Annotated in this window: 12 protein-coding genes; 9 read left to right on the top strand and 3 right to left on the bottom strand. The window is 70.8% G+C overall.

Annotated elements, in window-relative coordinates:
• The first annotated feature begins 357 nt into the window (after positions 1-357).
• The 3 genes from WME95_RS26815 (at position 358) to WME95_RS26805 (ending at position 3,069) form a co-directional block, all read left to right on the top strand.
• Positions 358-1,650 carry a pectate lyase family protein gene (locus WME95_RS26815; RefSeq protein WP_437902231.1) on the top strand — a complete coding sequence of 431 codons (1,293 nt, stop codon included), beginning with the start codon at positions 358-360 and terminating at the stop codon, positions 1,648-1,650.
• Positions 1,651-2,083: 433 nt separating this feature from the next.
• Entirely contained in the window at positions 2,084-2,419 is a 336-nt protein-coding gene (locus tag WME95_RS26810; RefSeq protein ID WP_437902230.1) for a hypothetical protein, read from the top strand.
• 161 nt (positions 2,420-2,580) lie between these two features.
• Entirely contained in the window at positions 2,581-3,069 is a 489-nt protein-coding gene (locus WME95_RS26805; RefSeq protein ID WP_437707369.1) for an FHA domain-containing protein, read from the top strand.
• Positions 3,070-3,151: 82 nt separating this feature from the next.
• Here the strand turns inward: WME95_RS26805 and WME95_RS26800 are convergent, their stop codons facing one another.
• Positions 3,152-4,195, bottom strand: coding sequence for a hypothetical protein (locus WME95_RS26800; protein WP_437902229.1), 1,044 nt, complete (start codon positions 4,193-4,195; stop codon positions 3,152-3,154).
• Between the two features lie 482 nt (positions 4,196-4,677).
• Here WME95_RS26800 and WME95_RS26795 point away from each other — a divergent pair, with 482 nt between their 5' ends.
• Complete coding sequence (locus WME95_RS26795; RefSeq protein ID WP_437902228.1) at positions 4,678-5,364, top strand: hypothetical protein; 687 nt, start codon at positions 4,678-4,680, stop codon at positions 5,362-5,364.
• A 14-nt stretch (positions 5,365-5,378) separates the two neighbouring features.
• A complete protein-coding gene (locus tag WME95_RS26790) occupies positions 5,379-6,839 on the top strand; it encodes a hypothetical protein (RefSeq protein WP_437902227.1) in 1,461 nt (486 codons plus the stop codon).
• Here the strand turns inward: WME95_RS26790 and WME95_RS26785 are convergent.
• Positions 6,800-8,422 (bottom strand): ferritin-like domain-containing protein, encoded by a 1,623-nt coding sequence (locus WME95_RS26785; RefSeq protein ID WP_437902226.1) that lies wholly within the window; start codon positions 8,420-8,422, stop codon positions 6,800-6,802. The genes WME95_RS26790 and WME95_RS26785 overlap by 40 nt on opposite strands.
• A gap of 101 nt (positions 8,423-8,523) precedes the next feature.
• On the opposite strand from WME95_RS26785, the gene WME95_RS26780 reads away from it, so the two are divergent.
• From WME95_RS26780 to WME95_RS26770, 3 genes are all read left to right on the top strand, one after another.
• Positions 8,524-9,822: a flavin-dependent oxidoreductase gene (locus tag WME95_RS26780; RefSeq protein WP_437902225.1), complete on the top strand. Its 1,299-nt coding sequence runs from the start codon at positions 8,524-8,526 to the stop codon at positions 9,820-9,822.
• Between the two features lie 551 nt (positions 9,823-10,373).
• Positions 10,374-11,552 carry a cytochrome P450 gene (locus WME95_RS26775; RefSeq protein WP_437902224.1) on the top strand — a complete coding sequence of 393 codons (1,179 nt, stop codon included), beginning with the start codon at positions 10,374-10,376 and terminating at the stop codon, positions 11,550-11,552.
• Positions 11,553-11,981: 429 nt separating this feature from the next.
• Complete coding sequence (locus WME95_RS26770; RefSeq protein WP_437902223.1) at positions 11,982-12,902, top strand: transposase; 921 nt, start codon at positions 11,982-11,984, stop codon at positions 12,900-12,902.
• A gap of 313 nt (positions 12,903-13,215) precedes the next feature.
• Here the strand turns inward: WME95_RS26770 and WME95_RS26765 are convergent, their stop codons facing one another.
• Positions 13,216-14,448: a hypothetical protein gene (locus WME95_RS26765; RefSeq protein WP_437902222.1), complete on the bottom strand. Its 1,233-nt coding sequence runs from the start codon at positions 14,446-14,448 to the stop codon at positions 13,216-13,218.
• Between the two features lie 184 nt (positions 14,449-14,632).
• Here WME95_RS26765 and mazG point away from each other — a divergent pair, with 184 nt between their 5' ends.
• On the top strand, positions 14,633-15,487 hold the full coding sequence (mazG, locus tag WME95_RS26760; protein WP_437902221.1) for a nucleoside triphosphate pyrophosphohydrolase: 855 nt from the start codon (positions 14,633-14,635) through the stop codon (positions 15,485-15,487).
• The last annotated feature ends 82 nt before the right edge of the window (positions 15,488-15,569 follow it).

The following is a 15,569-nucleotide window of genomic DNA, read 5'->3' as shown; positions in this document are numbered from 1 at the left end:
CCCCGGGAGGCGCCGCGGAGCCGAGCGCGGGACCACGCCGCGGCGCTCGATATCGCGGGCATCGTACAGCGCCAGGGCCGATGACGCGGTGTTGCACGTGTCCACCGTGTCAACCGGTGGTTGACAGCCTCGGTCGCGGCGCCTGCCCGGGAGCTCCGGGGGAGACGAGCGGCGCTGCAGAGATCCCTGCGGGAAATGCGGTGGAACGGTGCGATCCAGACAGGGCCGGTCCGCCCTGAACTGATGGCATGTGCGTTGCTGTGGAGCTCCAGCGAACGGCTTGTGCGCTGTCCGGCGTCTCCGCCCGCGTCGCGCGAGCTGCTTGGCCTTGGCTCATCACGGAAAGGTGACTTGCTCATGAAGTGCGAATCTCGAGTCGCTTGGGCTGCGCTGATCGCGCTCGGCATCCTCGGCGTTTCGGTGGTCGGGTGCGGCTCGGAGACGTCAGAGCCGGAGGACGACGCGGGGCAGCCGACGAGCAGCGGGAGCGCAGGCTCCACGGCGAGCGTCGGCGCCGCCGGGACCGGTGGGACCGGCGCGGGCAGCGGCGCCGGCAGCTCCAGCGGCGGGACCGGGGGCTCCGGCAGCGGTGAGGGCGGCTCCGGCAGCGGCGAGGGCGGCTCGGACGAAGGCACCGGCGGCTCCACCAGCGGCGCGGGCGGCTCGGACGAAGGCGCCGGCGGCTCCAGCAGCGGCGCGGGCGGCTCGGGCAGCGGCACCGGCGGCGGCGACCCCGGCGCGGTCGACTTCAGGCTCTACGGCTACGCCACGACCGGCGATGGCACCACCGGCGGCAAGGGCGGACAGGTCGTCTCCGTGAGCTCGCTCGACGCCCTGAGGAGGGAGGCCGCGAGGGACGGCGCCGTCATCATCCAGATCACCGGCAAGATCAGCGGCAGCGGCGACGACGTGGACGTCACCTCCGACAAGACCCTCGTGGGCGTCGGGTCGAGCGGAGAGCTGGAGGGGATCGGGCTCAATCTGAGGAGGGCCTCCAACATCATCGTCCGCAACCTGAAGATCCACCACGTGCTGGCCAGCAGCGGCAACGGCGACGGCATCCACATGGACGAGAGCCACAACGTCTGGATCGACCACTGCGAGCTCTGGGCCGAGTCTCCCGCCGTGAACTCCGACAAGGACAAGTACGATGGCCTCATCGACGCGACCCACGAGTCCTCGAACATCACGATCTCGTGGAGCTACCTGCACGACCACTGGAAGGGCATGCTGGTCGGCTCGTCGGACAAGGACAACAGCGACCGCCGCATCACCTTCCATCACAACCGCTTCCGCAACGTGAACTCCCGCGTCCCGAGCTATCGCGGCGGCAACGGGCACGTCTTCAACAACTACTTCGAGGACGTCCCCGCGTCGGGGGTGAACTCGCGGGTCGGCGCCTGCCTGAGGGTGGAGGGCAATCACTTCTACAAGGTGAAGAACCCCATCACCACCCTGGACAGCCCTGCCGGCGGTACGCACCGCATCGACAACCTGTTCGAGCAGACCACCGGGACGCAGGAGTCGGGTCAAGACTGCTCCTGGACCGCGCCGTACGAGTACCCGCTCGACCGCGCGGCCGCCGTCAAGGCGCTCGTCCTGGAGCACGCGGGCGTCGGCAAGACGGACCCGCTGGCGAACCTGCCCTGAGCGCCGCCGCCGCGCTCCTCGTCCCGGCGGCTCCACGTAGGAGCGCGCCCGAGCTCGCGTCCGCCGGCTGAGCCATTCCCGACCCGCCGGGGTACATAGTGAGCATGAACCCCGAGCCGCCCCTCCGCGCCTGGGTGCGACCGCCCCTCACCCAGGAGAGCGTGGCGCGCCAGTGGCAGCGCATCGAGGAGCGGCTCGAGGCCCGGGGCGCTCACCCTGGCCGCCGGTGGCTCTGGGCCGGCTCCCTCGCAGGAGCGCTCGCCCTGGGGGCGGCCGCGCTGTGGGTGGGGGCGCGCGGCGGCCGGGCCCTCCGCGCCGAGCGCCGACGCCGCGCAGAAGCTCTTCGAGGCGGCCAACCAGGCGCGTCGCGCAGGGGATCTCGCGCAAGCGGCGTCCACGTCGCCGCCGTGAAGGCCGCCTGCGCGCCGCGGTGATGGCGGCGGGGCGCGGGCTCGTGCTCCCGGCCCTCTTCACCGCCACCGCCGGGGTCGCGCGCGCCGAGGGGGACGCCTGCGGCGGCGATGCGCCGCCCATCGCCGTGCTGTGGCTCAGGGAGGGGCGCCGCGCGGACGAGCGCCTCGCGGGGGTCGAGCGCGAAGTCGCCCGTCATGGGCTCGGCGCGGCCGGTGTTGTCGAGCTCGATCCGCGCGATGAGGGCCGGACAGCACCGCTGGGCGACCTCGGCGGCCGGCGGAGTGTGGCGAGCGCCGACGATGTAGTCCGTTCAGCGCCGGAGGTCGTCTCGATGGTGTCTCGTGGCGTCCAGTGATTCCGTCGTCTCCTGATGTATAAGGGCCTATCGGGCCCCGCTGAATTGGGCGATGCGCCGCTCGGGGAGCTCGGCTCTCTCGAACGGCCCGGAACCTGGGGGAAGATCTCGTCATGTTGACCTTCGCGGCGCTTTGTGCTCAGAGCCGGGCGATTTCACGGATGGCGTTCGATCGGAAGTACCCGCACGCCTGGCTGCTCCGGGAGCTCGGCCCCGATGACCAGCCTCCTCCGTCGTTCAAGACCCTCGTCGCCGGGACCGCGCCCGGCATGAGCGGCCAGCCGACCTCGTCCCGTCACCGGATCTCGTCGGGGATGATCGCCACGTCGCACGGCTGCGAGCTCCTGCCGGTGGCGAAGCGCCCCGAGAGCCCCTGGCAGGATCGCATCCTCATCGGGCGGGCGCTGAACAGCGACATCGTGCTCCGCGACGCGTCCGTCTCCAAGGTCCACGCCCACATCTCGGTGCTGGTCGCGGACACCCCGATGCTCCACGCGAGAAAGAGCACCAACGGGACCTTCCTGAACGACCGGCTCATGGCGCCGTCCGGGGACGGCGTGCCCCTCCGCAGCGGCGACATGCTCCAGCTCGGCAACGTCCTCTGCGAGTTCATCGTGAACGCCGATCTCTACCGGCTCGTCGCTCGCTGAGGGCGGGGGCTTCCCCGCTGCTGCGCTCGCCCGTCGGATCGCCCGAGCCCTGATGACCGATTCGCCGGCGCTGCCGCCGGGATCAGCTCCGCTCCGGGTGGGGCGCGCGGAAGAGCACCTCCACCGGGCCCGCGTGCGTCTCCACGACGTAGCTCGCCTCCACCGGGGGGGCGCCGTCGCGGAACGCCTTCGTGATCTCCTTGCGCCGCTTCATCAGCTCGACAAGGCCGAGCGCGAGCGCCTCGGAGGCCGTGAGCTCCTTCGGCGTCGGCTTGCGGCCGATGAGGTCCTCGTCGACCATCGCGAGCGTGGGGTAGGCGTCCGGGTCGGCCAGCTCCCAGCGCTGCTCGGCGACCTCGGCGCGCAGCGCGGGGTGCAGGTCGCTCGCGCGATCGAAGCTCAGCGAGAAGAAGCTCGCCGGCAGCGACGCGGGCGGCGCGTCCGGGAGCTTGGCGGTCTCGGCCAGGTAGAGCTCGAACCCGTGCGCGCTCTCGAACAGGAGGACGCCGTGGCTCTGGCCCGCTTGCCCGACGACGCACAGCGCGAGATCGCGCGCGCCGAGCGACGGGATCGACAGCGCCATGATGTCGGCGTCGCTGGGCACCGCCTTCCAGGGCGTCGCGCGGTAGAGCGCGGCCGCCGCGCGGAAGAACGAGGCCATCGCCGGCGCCTCGATGCCGCCCCCGAGGAAGCTCGGCGTCAGGTGGCCGTCCCGCGCGCCCAGGTGGGCCTCGAGGTCCTCGGCCACGACGTCGATCTCCGGCGTGGGCGCGACGCGGACCTCGACCTCCGGGCCGAGCCGCGCCCGCAGGGCCTCCGCGAGCGCCGGCGAGGCCACGCGCACGCGCTGGGGCAGCCGCGGCTTGCCCTCCAGGGGACCTCTGGCGGCGGCCTCGAAGCTGTCGACCGCGCCCGTCACGACGTCGCCGGGGCGCAGCGCGGCGCAGCTCAGGACGAAGCCGCGCTCGGTCATCCAGACGACCGCCTCGGGGCGGTACGCATCGTCGCCCTCGTGCACGAACGCGCGCAGGGAGAAGAAGCCGCCGATCCACTCCTCATCCCTGCGAGGCAGCGAGCGCGCGCTCTTCTTGGACCGCTTCTTCTTGGGGGCTGGCACGGAGGACATCAGGGCACCTGTTCGCGAGGGCGCTCCAGCCGGTACGCTCGACGACCTGGGAGCGAGGGGCGAGACCGGAACCGAGAGGAACTAGAGGAACCTCGAGGAACTAGAGGAACCAGAGGAACCGAGAGCGGAACGCTAGCGCAAAGGCCGCGTGCGTCGAAGCTGGAACACGGCGCAAACGGTGCAAGGGGCGCGAAGGCGCGCGCAAGGGACGCGAAGGCGCGCGCAAGGGGCGCGAAGGCGCGCGCAAGGGACGCGAAGGCGCGCGGCGTGGCGGCTGGCGCGGGGGTCTTTCGTCTGGCGCTCGTCGCGGTGCCCTGTTATCGGTCGTCGTGGTCCAGCGCGGGGACCTGAAGCAGGTGTCGCTCGCCGACCTTCCAGGGGACTCGATGCCTGAAGCGATCAGCAGAGGCTCCCGGCGCTCCGCAAAGGGTGTGGGGCGCGCGGGGCGAAGGGGGCTTGGTCGGCCCGCGCTCGGTCTCCTCGTGACGCTGGCCGCCTGGGCGCAGGCGGGCGCGGCCCAGGCCGAGCCGAGCGCCGAGGAGGTGAAGGCGCTCCCGGGGCGCGCGGTGACGCTCGACGGCGTGGCCGCGAAAGGCGCCGGCGCGGCGCGCCCTGTCGAGCCGGGGAAGCGCAAGGTCATCGCGGCTGCGCCCGCGAGGTACGCCCTCGCGCGCGACGTCGAGGTGACGCCGCCGGGAGAGGTCGTCGAGGTCCCCGTGAAGGCGGTCGCGCCCAGCGCGGCAGCGCAGGATCCCGCGCCTTCCACCGGCGACATCGAGCCGCGCAGGCCGACTCCTTACGGCGTAAGGCCGGATCCGATCCACCGGAGCCTGATGTGGGTGACGGGCGGGCTCACGCTGGCGGGCATCGCGCTCGGAAGCACCTTCGGTGGCCTGGCGATCTCCACGTGGGACAAGGTCGACGACGCGGCGAAGACGGCGTGCGCGAATCCGAGGCGTTACCGGGACTGCGCGCAGCCGGTGCCCGATCTGTCCAGCAAGGCGATGTCGTATGCCACCGTGTCCGATTTCTCCTTCATCGCCGCGAGCGTGGCGCTCGCCGGCACGGCCGTCCTCTGGCTGACGCTGCCCTCGGACGGGCCGCGCGCGACCGCCCGCGTCCAGCTCGCTCCGGGCGTCGTCGGTGGCTCCGTCGTCGGGGCGTTCTGATGACGATGACGACGATGAGGCTCGAAAGGCGCGCTCGGCTGTGGCTTGCGAGCTCTCTCGTCGCGGCGAGCAGCGCGGGCTGCGCGGAGATCGTTGGCATTCAGCTCATCGACGAGCAGGGCGTCGGCGGAGGCTCGTTCAGCGAGCCCGGCTATACGTGCCAGTGGGTGATGTCTTTCGGTGACGCCGAGACCACGCTCGGCGGGATCGCGGCCGACGAGGACGGCACCCTGTGGCTGGCGGGCGGCTTCAAGGGAGACCTGACCGTTGCCGGCGGCGCCCCGCTCACGGCGGGCGGCGCCGGCAAGGACGTCTTCGTGGCGCACCTCGAGCCGGACGGGAACCACGTGTGGAGCGAGCGCTTCGGGAACGCGGAGAACGACACCGCGACGCACGTCCATCAGGCGACCGCGATCGCGCTGGACGGCGGCAGCGTCTACGTGGCGGGCGACTTCACGGGCAGCCTGTCGTTCGGCGCGGACTGCGGGCCGCCCGAGGGCGGCGGCGACGCGTTCGTGGCGCGGCTCGACAAGAGCGATCCCGGCGGGGTCGCGGCGTGCGTGACGCACGGGTCCAGCGGTCTTGACGAGGCGAAGGCGGTCGCGGCGGAGGGCGACCGCGTCTTCGTCCTGACGTCGCTCCAGGGCGGGCTGGACATCGGGTTCTCCAGCTACGATGCACAGACCCTCCTGAATCCGTGCAGCGGCGTCTTTGCGGGCCGTGAGGGCGCGCGTTTCTGGCCTCGCGATCTCCGTGTGGCCTCCGGCGACGCCTTCGTGATCGCCGATTTCGAGGGCCGGGTGAACGTGGGCTTCCCCGGCTCCGAGAGCGCGCTGCCGCCCGGCGGCGCGGCCTCGGACGGGATCGACGCGCTCCTGGCGTCGTTTCCGGCGTCGTGGATCTGCGATGGATGGAGCGCCGAGGGGGCGGACGTCTGGTATCGACACTACTCCGCTCTCCGCGGCGATCAGCGCACCAGCGCCGTGGCGATGCTCGAGGCGGGCGTCGTCCTGACGGGCTCGTTCGAGGGGCAGATCGATCTCGCCGGAGAGAGCATCTCCACCGGAGAGGACGGCTTCGCCGCGCACCTCGACCGGAGCGGCGCCGCCACGTGGGCCAAGCAGCTCGGGGGCAGCGGGGCTCAATCGGCGCAGGTCGTCGGCGTCGACGAGCTTGGAAAGATCGTCTTGGCCGGGCATTTCGATCAGCAGCTGAAGATCGATGACGTCGAGATCGGCGGGGAGGCGGGCGAGGGGGACGCCTTCCTCGCGCGGCTCCGGGCCACGGACGGCGAGGTCGAGTGGCTGGGCGCGCTCGGCGGCCCTGCGCTCCAGCGGATCCTGGCGCTCGCCGTCTCCGGAACGGACGTGTTCCTCGCAGGCACGTCCGGCGCCGACTTCGCGCTCCTGAACTGCCCTGTCGAGGCCGAGGACGGTCAGCTGTTCGTCGCCAAGCTGTCGGTCTCCTCGCGCTGACGGCCGTCCGCCGGGCGCGGGCGGCTGCGCTCGATGTTGCCGCCGCCGCGCGAGAGCAGCGCCCGCGCGCAGGGCGCGATGACCTGCGCGAGCGCGCGCTCCCGGATCGCGCGCCGGTGCTGCGGCGAGAGCACGCCGAAGCCGAGCAGCGGGCCGCCGTGGCTGGGCTCGCTCGGGGAGGGGAGCTCCGAGGAGGCCGCGGCGAGCTCGTCGACGATGGCGCTCGCGAGGGAAGGATCGCGGTCGAGGGCCCAGGCCGCGAACCGGAAGGCGAGCTCGGCGTGCCGCGTCTCGTCCTCGGCGATCTTCTCGAGCGCGCGCCGTACCGCGGGATCGGTCGCGTGGAGGGCGGCCTCTGCCGCCTCGATCGCGGCGATGGTCTCGCCGATGCACCCCTCGCGGAGGGTCGTCACGAGGATCTCGCGGGCGCCTTCGCCGCCGAGGGCGCCGTCGATGGCGAGCGGCCCTGGGCCGACGCCGCGTCCGGCGAACGCGCTGGCCAGCTCGAAGCACGTGCGCGCGTGGTCGGCCTCGTCGCCCATGGCCGCCTGCGCGGCACCGACGAGCTCCGGCGGCGCGCCGAGCGACAGGAGCTGCAGCGCGAACCGCGCGAACGCGGCGATCGACGCGTGCTCGAGGAGGGCGGCGCGGGTCCAGTGCTCGGCGAGGGCCGCCCGTTGCTCGACGGACAGCTCTGCCAGGCGAGGCGGCGCGTCCGGAGCGGCGGTCCGCCAGTCGTCGCGCGCGGCGGGCTGCGCGGTGCGCACGACGCCTTCCACGAGGAACGGCCGGCCGATCGCGCAGATCTCCGCCGTGCAGGTGTGCCGCAGGGCCTCGAGCGAGCATTGCTCGTCCCCTGAGCAGTCCTGGTCGCTGGCGCACTCGTCGGCGGCCGTCTGGCACGCGAAGGCGGTCCCGCCGCATCCCGGGTGCAGGACATAGCTGGAGCAGAGCAGCCTTCCACAGTCCTGGTCGCTGGTGCACCGCGAGGGCACGCACTGCCCGACCGGATCGCCGCACAGGCAGATCTGCCCCTCGCCGCAGTCGGCGTCGGTCGTGCATCCGTACTGGCAGAAGCACCCTGGAGCCACCTCGCCTCCGGTCATGACGTCGCAGTAGCCGTGTGGCTGCTCGGTGCAGTCGGCGTCAGATTTGCAATTCCCCGTCGCGCCGCTCGGGTCCGCGCAGGCCTTGGCACGCGGGAGCGGGCTGGGACAGGTGACGACCTCCGCGCGGTGGATCCAGCCGTCGGCGCAGCGCACGTACCCGGTGTCCTGGTCCGCGACGACGATGGGCTCCGGATCGTCGCAAGCGAACGGAAACCCTTCGGGCGGCAGGCCTCCTGTGCTGCTGGAGGTGCCTTCACCTGTGCTGCTGGAGGTGCCTTCACCGCTGCTGCTGGAGGCGCCTTCGCCTGTGCTGCTGGAGACGCCTTCGCCTGTGCTGCTGGAGGCGCCTTCGCCTGTGCCGCCGCCCGAGCCTTCACCGGACGTGATGTTTCCACCGCAGCTCAGCGCAGGCGCGATCGCCAGCACCGAGAGCAGCCTCGCACCCCAAGAGTCCATCGAGACGAGCAATCGCATGGTATGTCCCTCGTTCGAGGATCTTACCCGGGTTCGGCGCCGCGGTCGCGGGCGCCGCGAGCGTCGTTGCCGCGTCCGGCGCGCCGTGCGAGCGTCGCGTGATGCGGGCGTTGATCGCGGGCGGGGGGATCGGCGGGCTGACGGCGGCCCTGAGCCTGCATGCGGCCGGCATCGATGCGTGTGTCGTGGAGGCCGCGCGAGAGATCAGGCCGCTCGGAGTTGGCATCAACCTCCTCCCTCACGCCGTGCGAGAGCTGACGGAGCTTGGCCTCGCCGATGCGCTGGTGGAGACAGGGATCCCGACCGCCGAGCTCGTGCACCACGATCGGTTCGGGGGTCGGATCTGGGGCCATCCGCGGGGTATCTCCGCCGGGTATCGCTGGCCACAGGTGTCGATCCACCGTGGTGAGCTCCAGTTGATGTTGCTCGCGGCGGTGCAGCGGCGCCTGGGGGCCTCCAGCGTGCGCGTCGGGCTGGCGGTGGAGGGGTTCGAGCAGACGACGTCCGAGGTGCAGGTCACGGTGCGCGATCGGCGGACCGGTGAGCGCGACGTGGTCCCTGCGGACGTGCTTGTCGGGGCCGACGGCATCCACTCCGTGGTTCGCGCGCAGCTCCACCCGGCGGAGGGGCCGCCCAGGTGGAACGGCGTTCACATGTGGCGCGGCGTGACCGAGGGCGATCCGTTCCTGGGGGGGCGCAGCATGATCATGGCCGGCAGCAACATGGCCGCCAAGTTCGTCGCTTATCCCATCTCCCGCCGCGCGGAGCTCCGCGGCCGGGCCGCGATCAACTGGGTGGCGGAGGTGCGCCTGCACGAGGGGGCGGCGGTCGCGCCCGGGAGCTGGAACCGGCAAGGACGCCTGGAGGACGTGCTGCCCCACTTCGCGGTGTGGCGCTTCTCCTGGCTCGACATTCCGGCGCTCATCGCCGCGGCGCCCGTCATCTTCGAGTATCCGATGATCGATCGCGATCCGCTGCCGTGGTGGGGCGCTGGCCGGGTCACCCTGCTCGGCGACGCTGCACATCCCATGTACCCTGTCGGTTCCAACGGGGCCTCCCAGGCGATCCTCGATGCTCGCGTGCTGGCCCGGCACCTCGCCCAGGCGAGCGCCCCCGAAGAGGCGCTCGCCGCCTATGAAGCAGCGCGCCGTCCGCCGACGAGCTCCCTCGTCCTCGCGAACCGAGCGATGGGCGCCGACCGGGTCCTCTCGATGGTGGAGCAGCGAGCGCCGGCGGGCTTCGCCCGGATCGAGGACGTGCTGAGCAGCGACGAGCTCGAGGAGATGGGTCGCAGCTACACGGAGATGATTGGAACCGACGTTGAGGAGCTCAACGCCCGGCCGTCGTGGGGCGTCGGCGGGGGACGGGAGGCGCCGGGAGAGCGGAACGGCTCCAGCTGATCGGCGCGGTTCCGGCGACCCGGTGGCCGAAGGCCGCCAGGCTCCGCTGGCAGCGCTGCAAGCTACGACGCCACAACCGACAGGTGCACGTCTGTCGCTGTAGGGAAAGCATCTGAAATCAGGAAGGACGTCCTTGGCTCACCTCCTGCAAGAGACGCAAGCAGAGCGCCGGTGACGGTTTCCCCCACCGTCGAATGGGCGCTCTGTTGTTTTGTGCTCCTGCCATAGCGCCGGTGCGGGGCACGATGAGTCTCTGGCTCGGCTCATGGGGCCTGGCGACCGTCCATGGCGGATGCACTCGCGCCTGCTGGCCGCTTCCGGCCCTTTCTCAAGGCCAACAGCGACAGCGACACAACCACGGTGCGTGCGTGACCACGTGACCACGGTGCGGGCGTGACCCAAGACCAGGCGGGGGGCACCTACAGGGCCCGCACGCGAAGCCGACGTGGGAGAAGCATCCGCAATAACCGCTCTTCCACACCTACGTCCCAGCCGAAGTCATGGCAAAGCGGCTTGATCCGCGTTTCGATATGGAATACTAGGTTTTATGTATGCTGCCTCGTAAGAATCTATTTTCTTTCACCTCGAAAGACCCTTCGGCGTTCGGGATCCATCTCGCCGCTGCGGCGAGGGAGCACTCCGTCTATTTCGACGAGGGACTCGGCGTGCCGGTCGTACTCCGCGGGGCCGATGTGGCCGCGGTGCTGCGCGACAGCGAGACCTTCAGCACCCGGGCCTACGACACCGGGATCATGAAAGGGACGCTCGTGACGCTTAACGGGGAGTCGCACACGCGCATGCGGCGGCTCTTCAACGCGGTCCTCTCCCCACGCGTGATCTCCCGCTACGAGGAGGCGACCGTGACCCCGGTGGCGCGCAGGGTCGTGGAACGGCTCGTGCGGAAGGAGCGGGCGGATCTTTTTGATGATTTTGCGATGTCGATGCCCATGGGCGTGACGAGCGCCCTCTTCGGACTCCCGGAGGAGCGGATCGCCGAGAATGACGTGCTGATTCGCAAGATGATCCGCAGCGTCGTGATGCCGCAGGATCCCGTCGTCGTGGCCGAAGGGCGGAGCGCCCACGCCGCGATGGAAGCGCAGCTCCGGGAGATCGCCGAGCGCGAGGTGGCGCACCCGAGCGATACGCTGCTCGGCGAGATCGCGCGGGCGATCGTCGCGGAGGGCCTGGGCGGAGTGGAGGCGTGCGAGGGGGTCGTGCTCACGTTGATCCTCGCCAGCTACGAGACGACCAGCTGGATGCTGGCCAACCTGCTCGTGGCGCTGCTCGCCCACCCCGACGCGATGAACCAGCTGCGTCAGCAACCTTCGCTCCTGCCGCAGGCCATCGAGGAGTCGACCCGCTGGTGCAACAGCGCGGCGGGCATCGTGCGGTTCGTCGAGCGTGAGGCGACGATCAGCGGCGAGACGCTGGCTGCGGGGACGATCCTCTACCTGTCGCTGATCGCTCGCCATTACGACGAGGAGATCTACCCGCGACCGGAGACCTTCGACATCCATCGACGACCCGTGGGGATGCTGAACTTCGGCGGCGGTCCGCACTACTGTGTCGGGGCGCCGCTTGCGCGGATGGAGGCGAGGATCGGCGTGTCGCTCCTGCTCGAGCGCTTTCCGGCGCTGCGGGCCGATCCGACCGTGCAACCGACGTTCTCAACGGCGCCGCGCGGCGCGGCCGCGTTCGGACCTGACCAGATTCCGGCGCTGCTCGTGTAATTTTCGCGTCCCGCGACCTTGCGACCCGACCCGCGGCGCGACCGCGGCGGCTCGACCGCCGCGACCCGACCCAGGTTGGCGGCGGCCCGACTCCGGCGGCCCGACTCAGGTTGACGCCGACCCGCGCGCGATTCGACCCAGGTTGCGAGGCCGGCGGCGGCGGCGACCCGACCCACGTTGCGGACTTTATGGTGGACTTTACGAACTCTACCCGGGTCGGGCGATCCGAGTGGCATGGCGGCCGCCGCGGCGACCCGACCCACGTTGCGGACTTTATGGTGGACTTTACGAACTCTACCCGGGTCGGGCGATCCGAGTGGCATGGCGGCCGCCACCCCTGGCGTAGGAGCCGCCACCTGCGGGGCACGGCAATTTCTTGAAATGATTGACTGCGATCTCTGGCACAGCGTTTGTTGATGTGGACGGGCCATGAGCCACCCCCGCGAGATCGCGCCCGGCGCTACCTATATGATCACCCGTCGCGTCTTGCGTCGGCACCTGCTCTTTCGCCCCGACGCAGCCATCACCCAGCTCCTGGTCTACGCCCTCGCGGTCTCGGCCCCGCGCTTCGGGATCGCGGTTCACGCGTTCTGCGCAATGTCGACGCATCTGCACCTGGTCGTGACGGACGTGAATGGAGTCCTGCCGCGCTTCTTGCAGTTCTTTCATCGTATTGTGGCGCTCGGGACCAAGGTGCTTCGCGCGTGGGAAGGACCGGTATGGGACCACGAGGCCACGAGCGTCGTGCGACTCCTGACGCGCGCTGCCGTGGTGGAAAAAATAGCCTATGTACTCGCAAACCCTGTAGCCGCTGGCCTCGTCCGGCATGCGCGTGAGTGGCCGGGAGCGAAAGTCGATGTGGGAGAGCTCGGCTGCGGCGTGCTGCGAGCGGCGCGTCCCGTGGCGTATCTTGACCCGGAGAATCCACAGTGGCCCGAGGAAGTGACGTTACCTCTCGCGTTGCCACCGGCGGTAGAGCAGGACAGCGTCGATGACTTTCGCCACGAGGTCGCCGTCGAACTCAACGTACAAGAGGCGCAGGCCCATTCGGCGCTGCAGCAGCAGGGGCGTCGTTTTCTCGGTGCTGAGCGAGTCATCAAGATCTCTCCGTACGAGCGCGTAACGAGCTTTGAGGCGCTGGGTGAGCGCAATCCGACCTTTGCCGTCGGCCGCGAGCAGGGGGACGCACGACGAATCGCTGGCGCCGCTGTGCGGGCGTTTCGCGCGTCGTACCGCGCGGCGCTCGAACGGTGGCGCGCCGGCGTGCGCAGTGTGGTATTTCCGGCGGGGACCTGGTGGATGTGCACGTTCCACGGCGCCAGCACGAGCGATTTCGGGCTTACCGTGTAGATATCGGGTGGCGAGCTTCACAGCGGCGCAGAACAGGAAGGGGCGGCTCCGACGGGTCGTTGCTGTCTCGTGGGAGCATCCGTTTGGAGGAGCTGACGCGGGCGGGCGAAGTGTTCATAGGGCGCTGCGCGCACGCCCACGAACGGGGGATGCGGTGTCGATCGCGGATGGAACGGCCCGGGTGACGCTGATTGCGTTTGATCAGCGGACGCCGATAGTTCACCGGTTGTTGGGACGATCTGGAGCGGCTCGCCGTGCAGAAGGCATGCATGGCATCCGTTGAGCCGGGCCGTTGCGGACAATACTGTCGCGGTCAACCTGGGTCGCGCATCCGACTTGTTCCGACTGTGAGCCCCGAGAAGGCCGCCGCGAAGCGGCGCCGGAAATCCGTATCCACGATCAGCTTGTCGCGCAGGGTTCGGGACATCTCAACGTGGTAGAACGGTGCGCCCATCTGACGCGACCAGCGTGCTTGCACGTTCGTGGCACCGCCCAACCTATCGATCTCCGTGGGGTAGGCGAGGACCTTTCCATCGTTGATGAACGCCCGTAGAGGGGCGAGCAGCCGGTCCAGCGCGGCGCCCTGCCCCACCGCGCTGGCGATAATGGCGGCATTCGGAGCCGAACGGTCTTGAAAGCCGTGCAGCTGCACGGTGGGCGTGCCGGGGAAGCTCTGGAGCAGCGCCCGGTGCACGGACAGGAAGAACGAACGCTCGGCGTGGGCGACGTCGGCGAAGGCGAGCGACGCAATCAGCCGCTCTCTGGAAGCACGGTTATCTCCACGAGCGCTGCCGCCGGTGCCCTGGGCGCCGTCATTCGTGGTGTTGCCGTCGACGGCTTCATCACCGCCGTCCTCGCGACCAGCGCCATCCGTGCTCTCGTCACCCTCCGCGGTGTGACCCGGGTTGCGCCCGCCCCCGACAGGGGCACCCAGGTTGGGGCGCCCGCCTCCGACAGCGGCACCCAGGTTGGGGCGCCCGCCTTCTGCGCCGTCTTCGTCCGCGCTGGCGTTGCGTGGGTTGGGACCCCCGCCGTACCGGTGCGACGTATTCACGATCAGCGCGCGCGCCCGTTGCGCCTCGAAGATGGCCAGCGCGACGGGCAGCGTTCCCTGATCGAAGAACGTGTGCGGCGCCTCGACGATCAGCGGGACGGCCGCTCCTACGCGCAGCACGACCGCGGCTGCCCCGCGGCGGCGCGTGCCGTCCTCGGACAACACCCACAGGTCGCGCCCGCGGACCGCCCGCAGCGCGAACCCCGGTGGCGCGGCCGGCGGCGGCTGCCTGTTCTGCGCGGCGAGCCCTGCCGCCGCGATCCATGCGGCGTACGTCACCTCCTCCGCGTCGTCCGGCGGCTCCGCGATGAGGTGGCGCCCGCCCTTGCGCAGCGGGGTGATCTCCTCGTCCAGCACCTCCTGCTCGCCGCTGTTGACCGGGGCCGCCGTCACGGGCTCCTCCGCCGCTGCTCCCGGGTTCGGCGCCGCGCCCGGCGCGCTCCCGATGCTCCGACACACCCCCTGCGAGCAGCCGGCGATCGCGAACAGCACCACACAGCCTGCGCTCTTCATGGTCGTCCTCGTCGTCGGAGCCGCGATGCCCTCCGTACTTTTCTCATGCTACGGCCTCGGAAGCCAGGATGACGCTCTGCGATAGCGCGCCCTGCATCGTCTCCTCTTCCTCTTCGTCTGCCTCCGCTTCCGGAGCGGGGGCGGTTTGCGCTAGTAGCACTGCATGCCTCGTTCCTTCGAGCCCGTGCAGGCACCGCCGCTCCCCGAGCAGGTCGGTCGTACGTTTCCGCGCATGGTCGAGCTGATGCAGCGGCTCCTCGCACCGGACGGATGTCCTTGGGATCGCGAGCAGAGCTTCGCGACGCTCAGGCGCTACGTGCTCGAGGAGGCGTGCGAGGTCATCGACGCCATCGACGGCGGCGACCGCAAGGAGCTGTGCGCCGAGCTCGGCGATCTCTTGCTCCAGGTCGTCTTCCAGGCCGAGCTCGCCCGGGCCGAGGGGGCGTTCGGGCCGGACGACGTGATCGCTGCGATCTGCGAGAAGCTCGTGCGGCGCCACCCCCACGTGTTCGCGGACGAGAGCGCCGAGAACGCCGACGAGGTGCTTCAGAACTGGGAGCGCATCAAGGCGGACGAGCGGGCGAGGCAGGGGAAGGACCGCGGCGTGCTCGGCGGCGTTCCCCGCAGCCTGCCGGCGCTGACCCGGGCGCAGCGGGTGGGCGAGAAGGTCGCGCGCGTGGGTTTCGATTGGCCGGACGCGCGGGGCTCGCGCGCGAAGGTGGACGAGGAGCTCGGGGAGCTCGATCGGGCCCTCGATAGCGGCGATTCCGCCGCGATCGAGGAGGAGCTCGGGGACGTGCTCTTCGCGCTCGGGAACCTGGCGCGCCACGCCGGCGTCGACGCAGAGGGGGCCCTGCGTCGGACGATCGACAAGTTCACCCGGCGCTTCGATCACGTCGAACGGCGGGTCATGGAGCGGCACGGGGGCTGGCCTGTCAAGGCGTCCCACGACACGCTCACGCTGGAGGAGCTCGACGGCTACTGGGACGAGGCCAAGCGCGCGGAGCGGCAGACCTGACCGCGGCGCGCGCACGGTCTTGGCGAGATGCGCGCCGGGGAGACGCCGGCAGCATCCGGCGTCACCTATGCGGCCTCTCCGA

Origin of the sequence: Sorangium sp. So ce327 (genome assembly GCF_051530205.1) — a bacterium.
GTDB classification, from domain to species: Bacteria; Myxococcota_A; Polyangia; order Polyangiales; family Polyangiaceae; genus Sorangium; species Sorangium cellulosum_B.
Note: the sequence above shows the minus strand (reverse complement) of the source record. Positions and strands in the feature narration are given on the sequence as shown.

What these genes read in the sequence shown, in the direction of transcription:
- WME95_RS26775 (WP_437902224.1), top strand. Translation starts at nt 10,374, where the DNA reads ATGCTGCCTCGTAAGAATCTATTTTCTTTCACCTCGAAAGACCCTTCG.
- WME95_RS26785 (WP_437902226.1), bottom strand. Translation starts at nt 8,422, where the DNA reads ATGCGATTGCTCGTCTCGATGGACTCTTGGGGTGCGAGGCTGCTCTCG.
- WME95_RS26805 (WP_437707369.1), top strand. Translation starts at nt 2,581, where the DNA reads ATGGCGTTCGATCGGAAGTACCCGCACGCCTGGCTGCTCCGGGAGCTC.
- WME95_RS26810 (WP_437902230.1), top strand. Translation starts at nt 2,084, where the DNA reads ATGGCGGCGGGGCGCGGGCTCGTGCTCCCGGCCCTCTTCACCGCCACC.
- WME95_RS26780 (WP_437902225.1), top strand. Translation starts at nt 8,524, where the DNA reads ATGCGGGCGTTGATCGCGGGCGGGGGGATCGGCGGGCTGACGGCGGCC.
- WME95_RS26815 (WP_437902231.1), top strand. Translation starts at nt 358, where the DNA reads ATGAAGTGCGAATCTCGAGTCGCTTGGGCTGCGCTGATCGCGCTCGGC.
- WME95_RS26800 (WP_437902229.1), bottom strand. Translation starts at nt 4,195, where the DNA reads ATGTCCTCCGTGCCAGCCCCCAAGAAGAAGCGGTCCAAGAAGAGCGCG.
- mazG (WP_437902221.1), top strand. Translation starts at nt 14,633, where the DNA reads ATGCCTCGTTCCTTCGAGCCCGTGCAGGCACCGCCGCTCCCCGAGCAG.
- WME95_RS26770 (WP_437902223.1), top strand. Translation starts at nt 11,982, where the DNA reads ATGAGCCACCCCCGCGAGATCGCGCCCGGCGCTACCTATATGATCACC.
- WME95_RS26790 (WP_437902227.1), top strand. Translation starts at nt 5,379, where the DNA reads ATGAGGCTCGAAAGGCGCGCTCGGCTGTGGCTTGCGAGCTCTCTCGTC.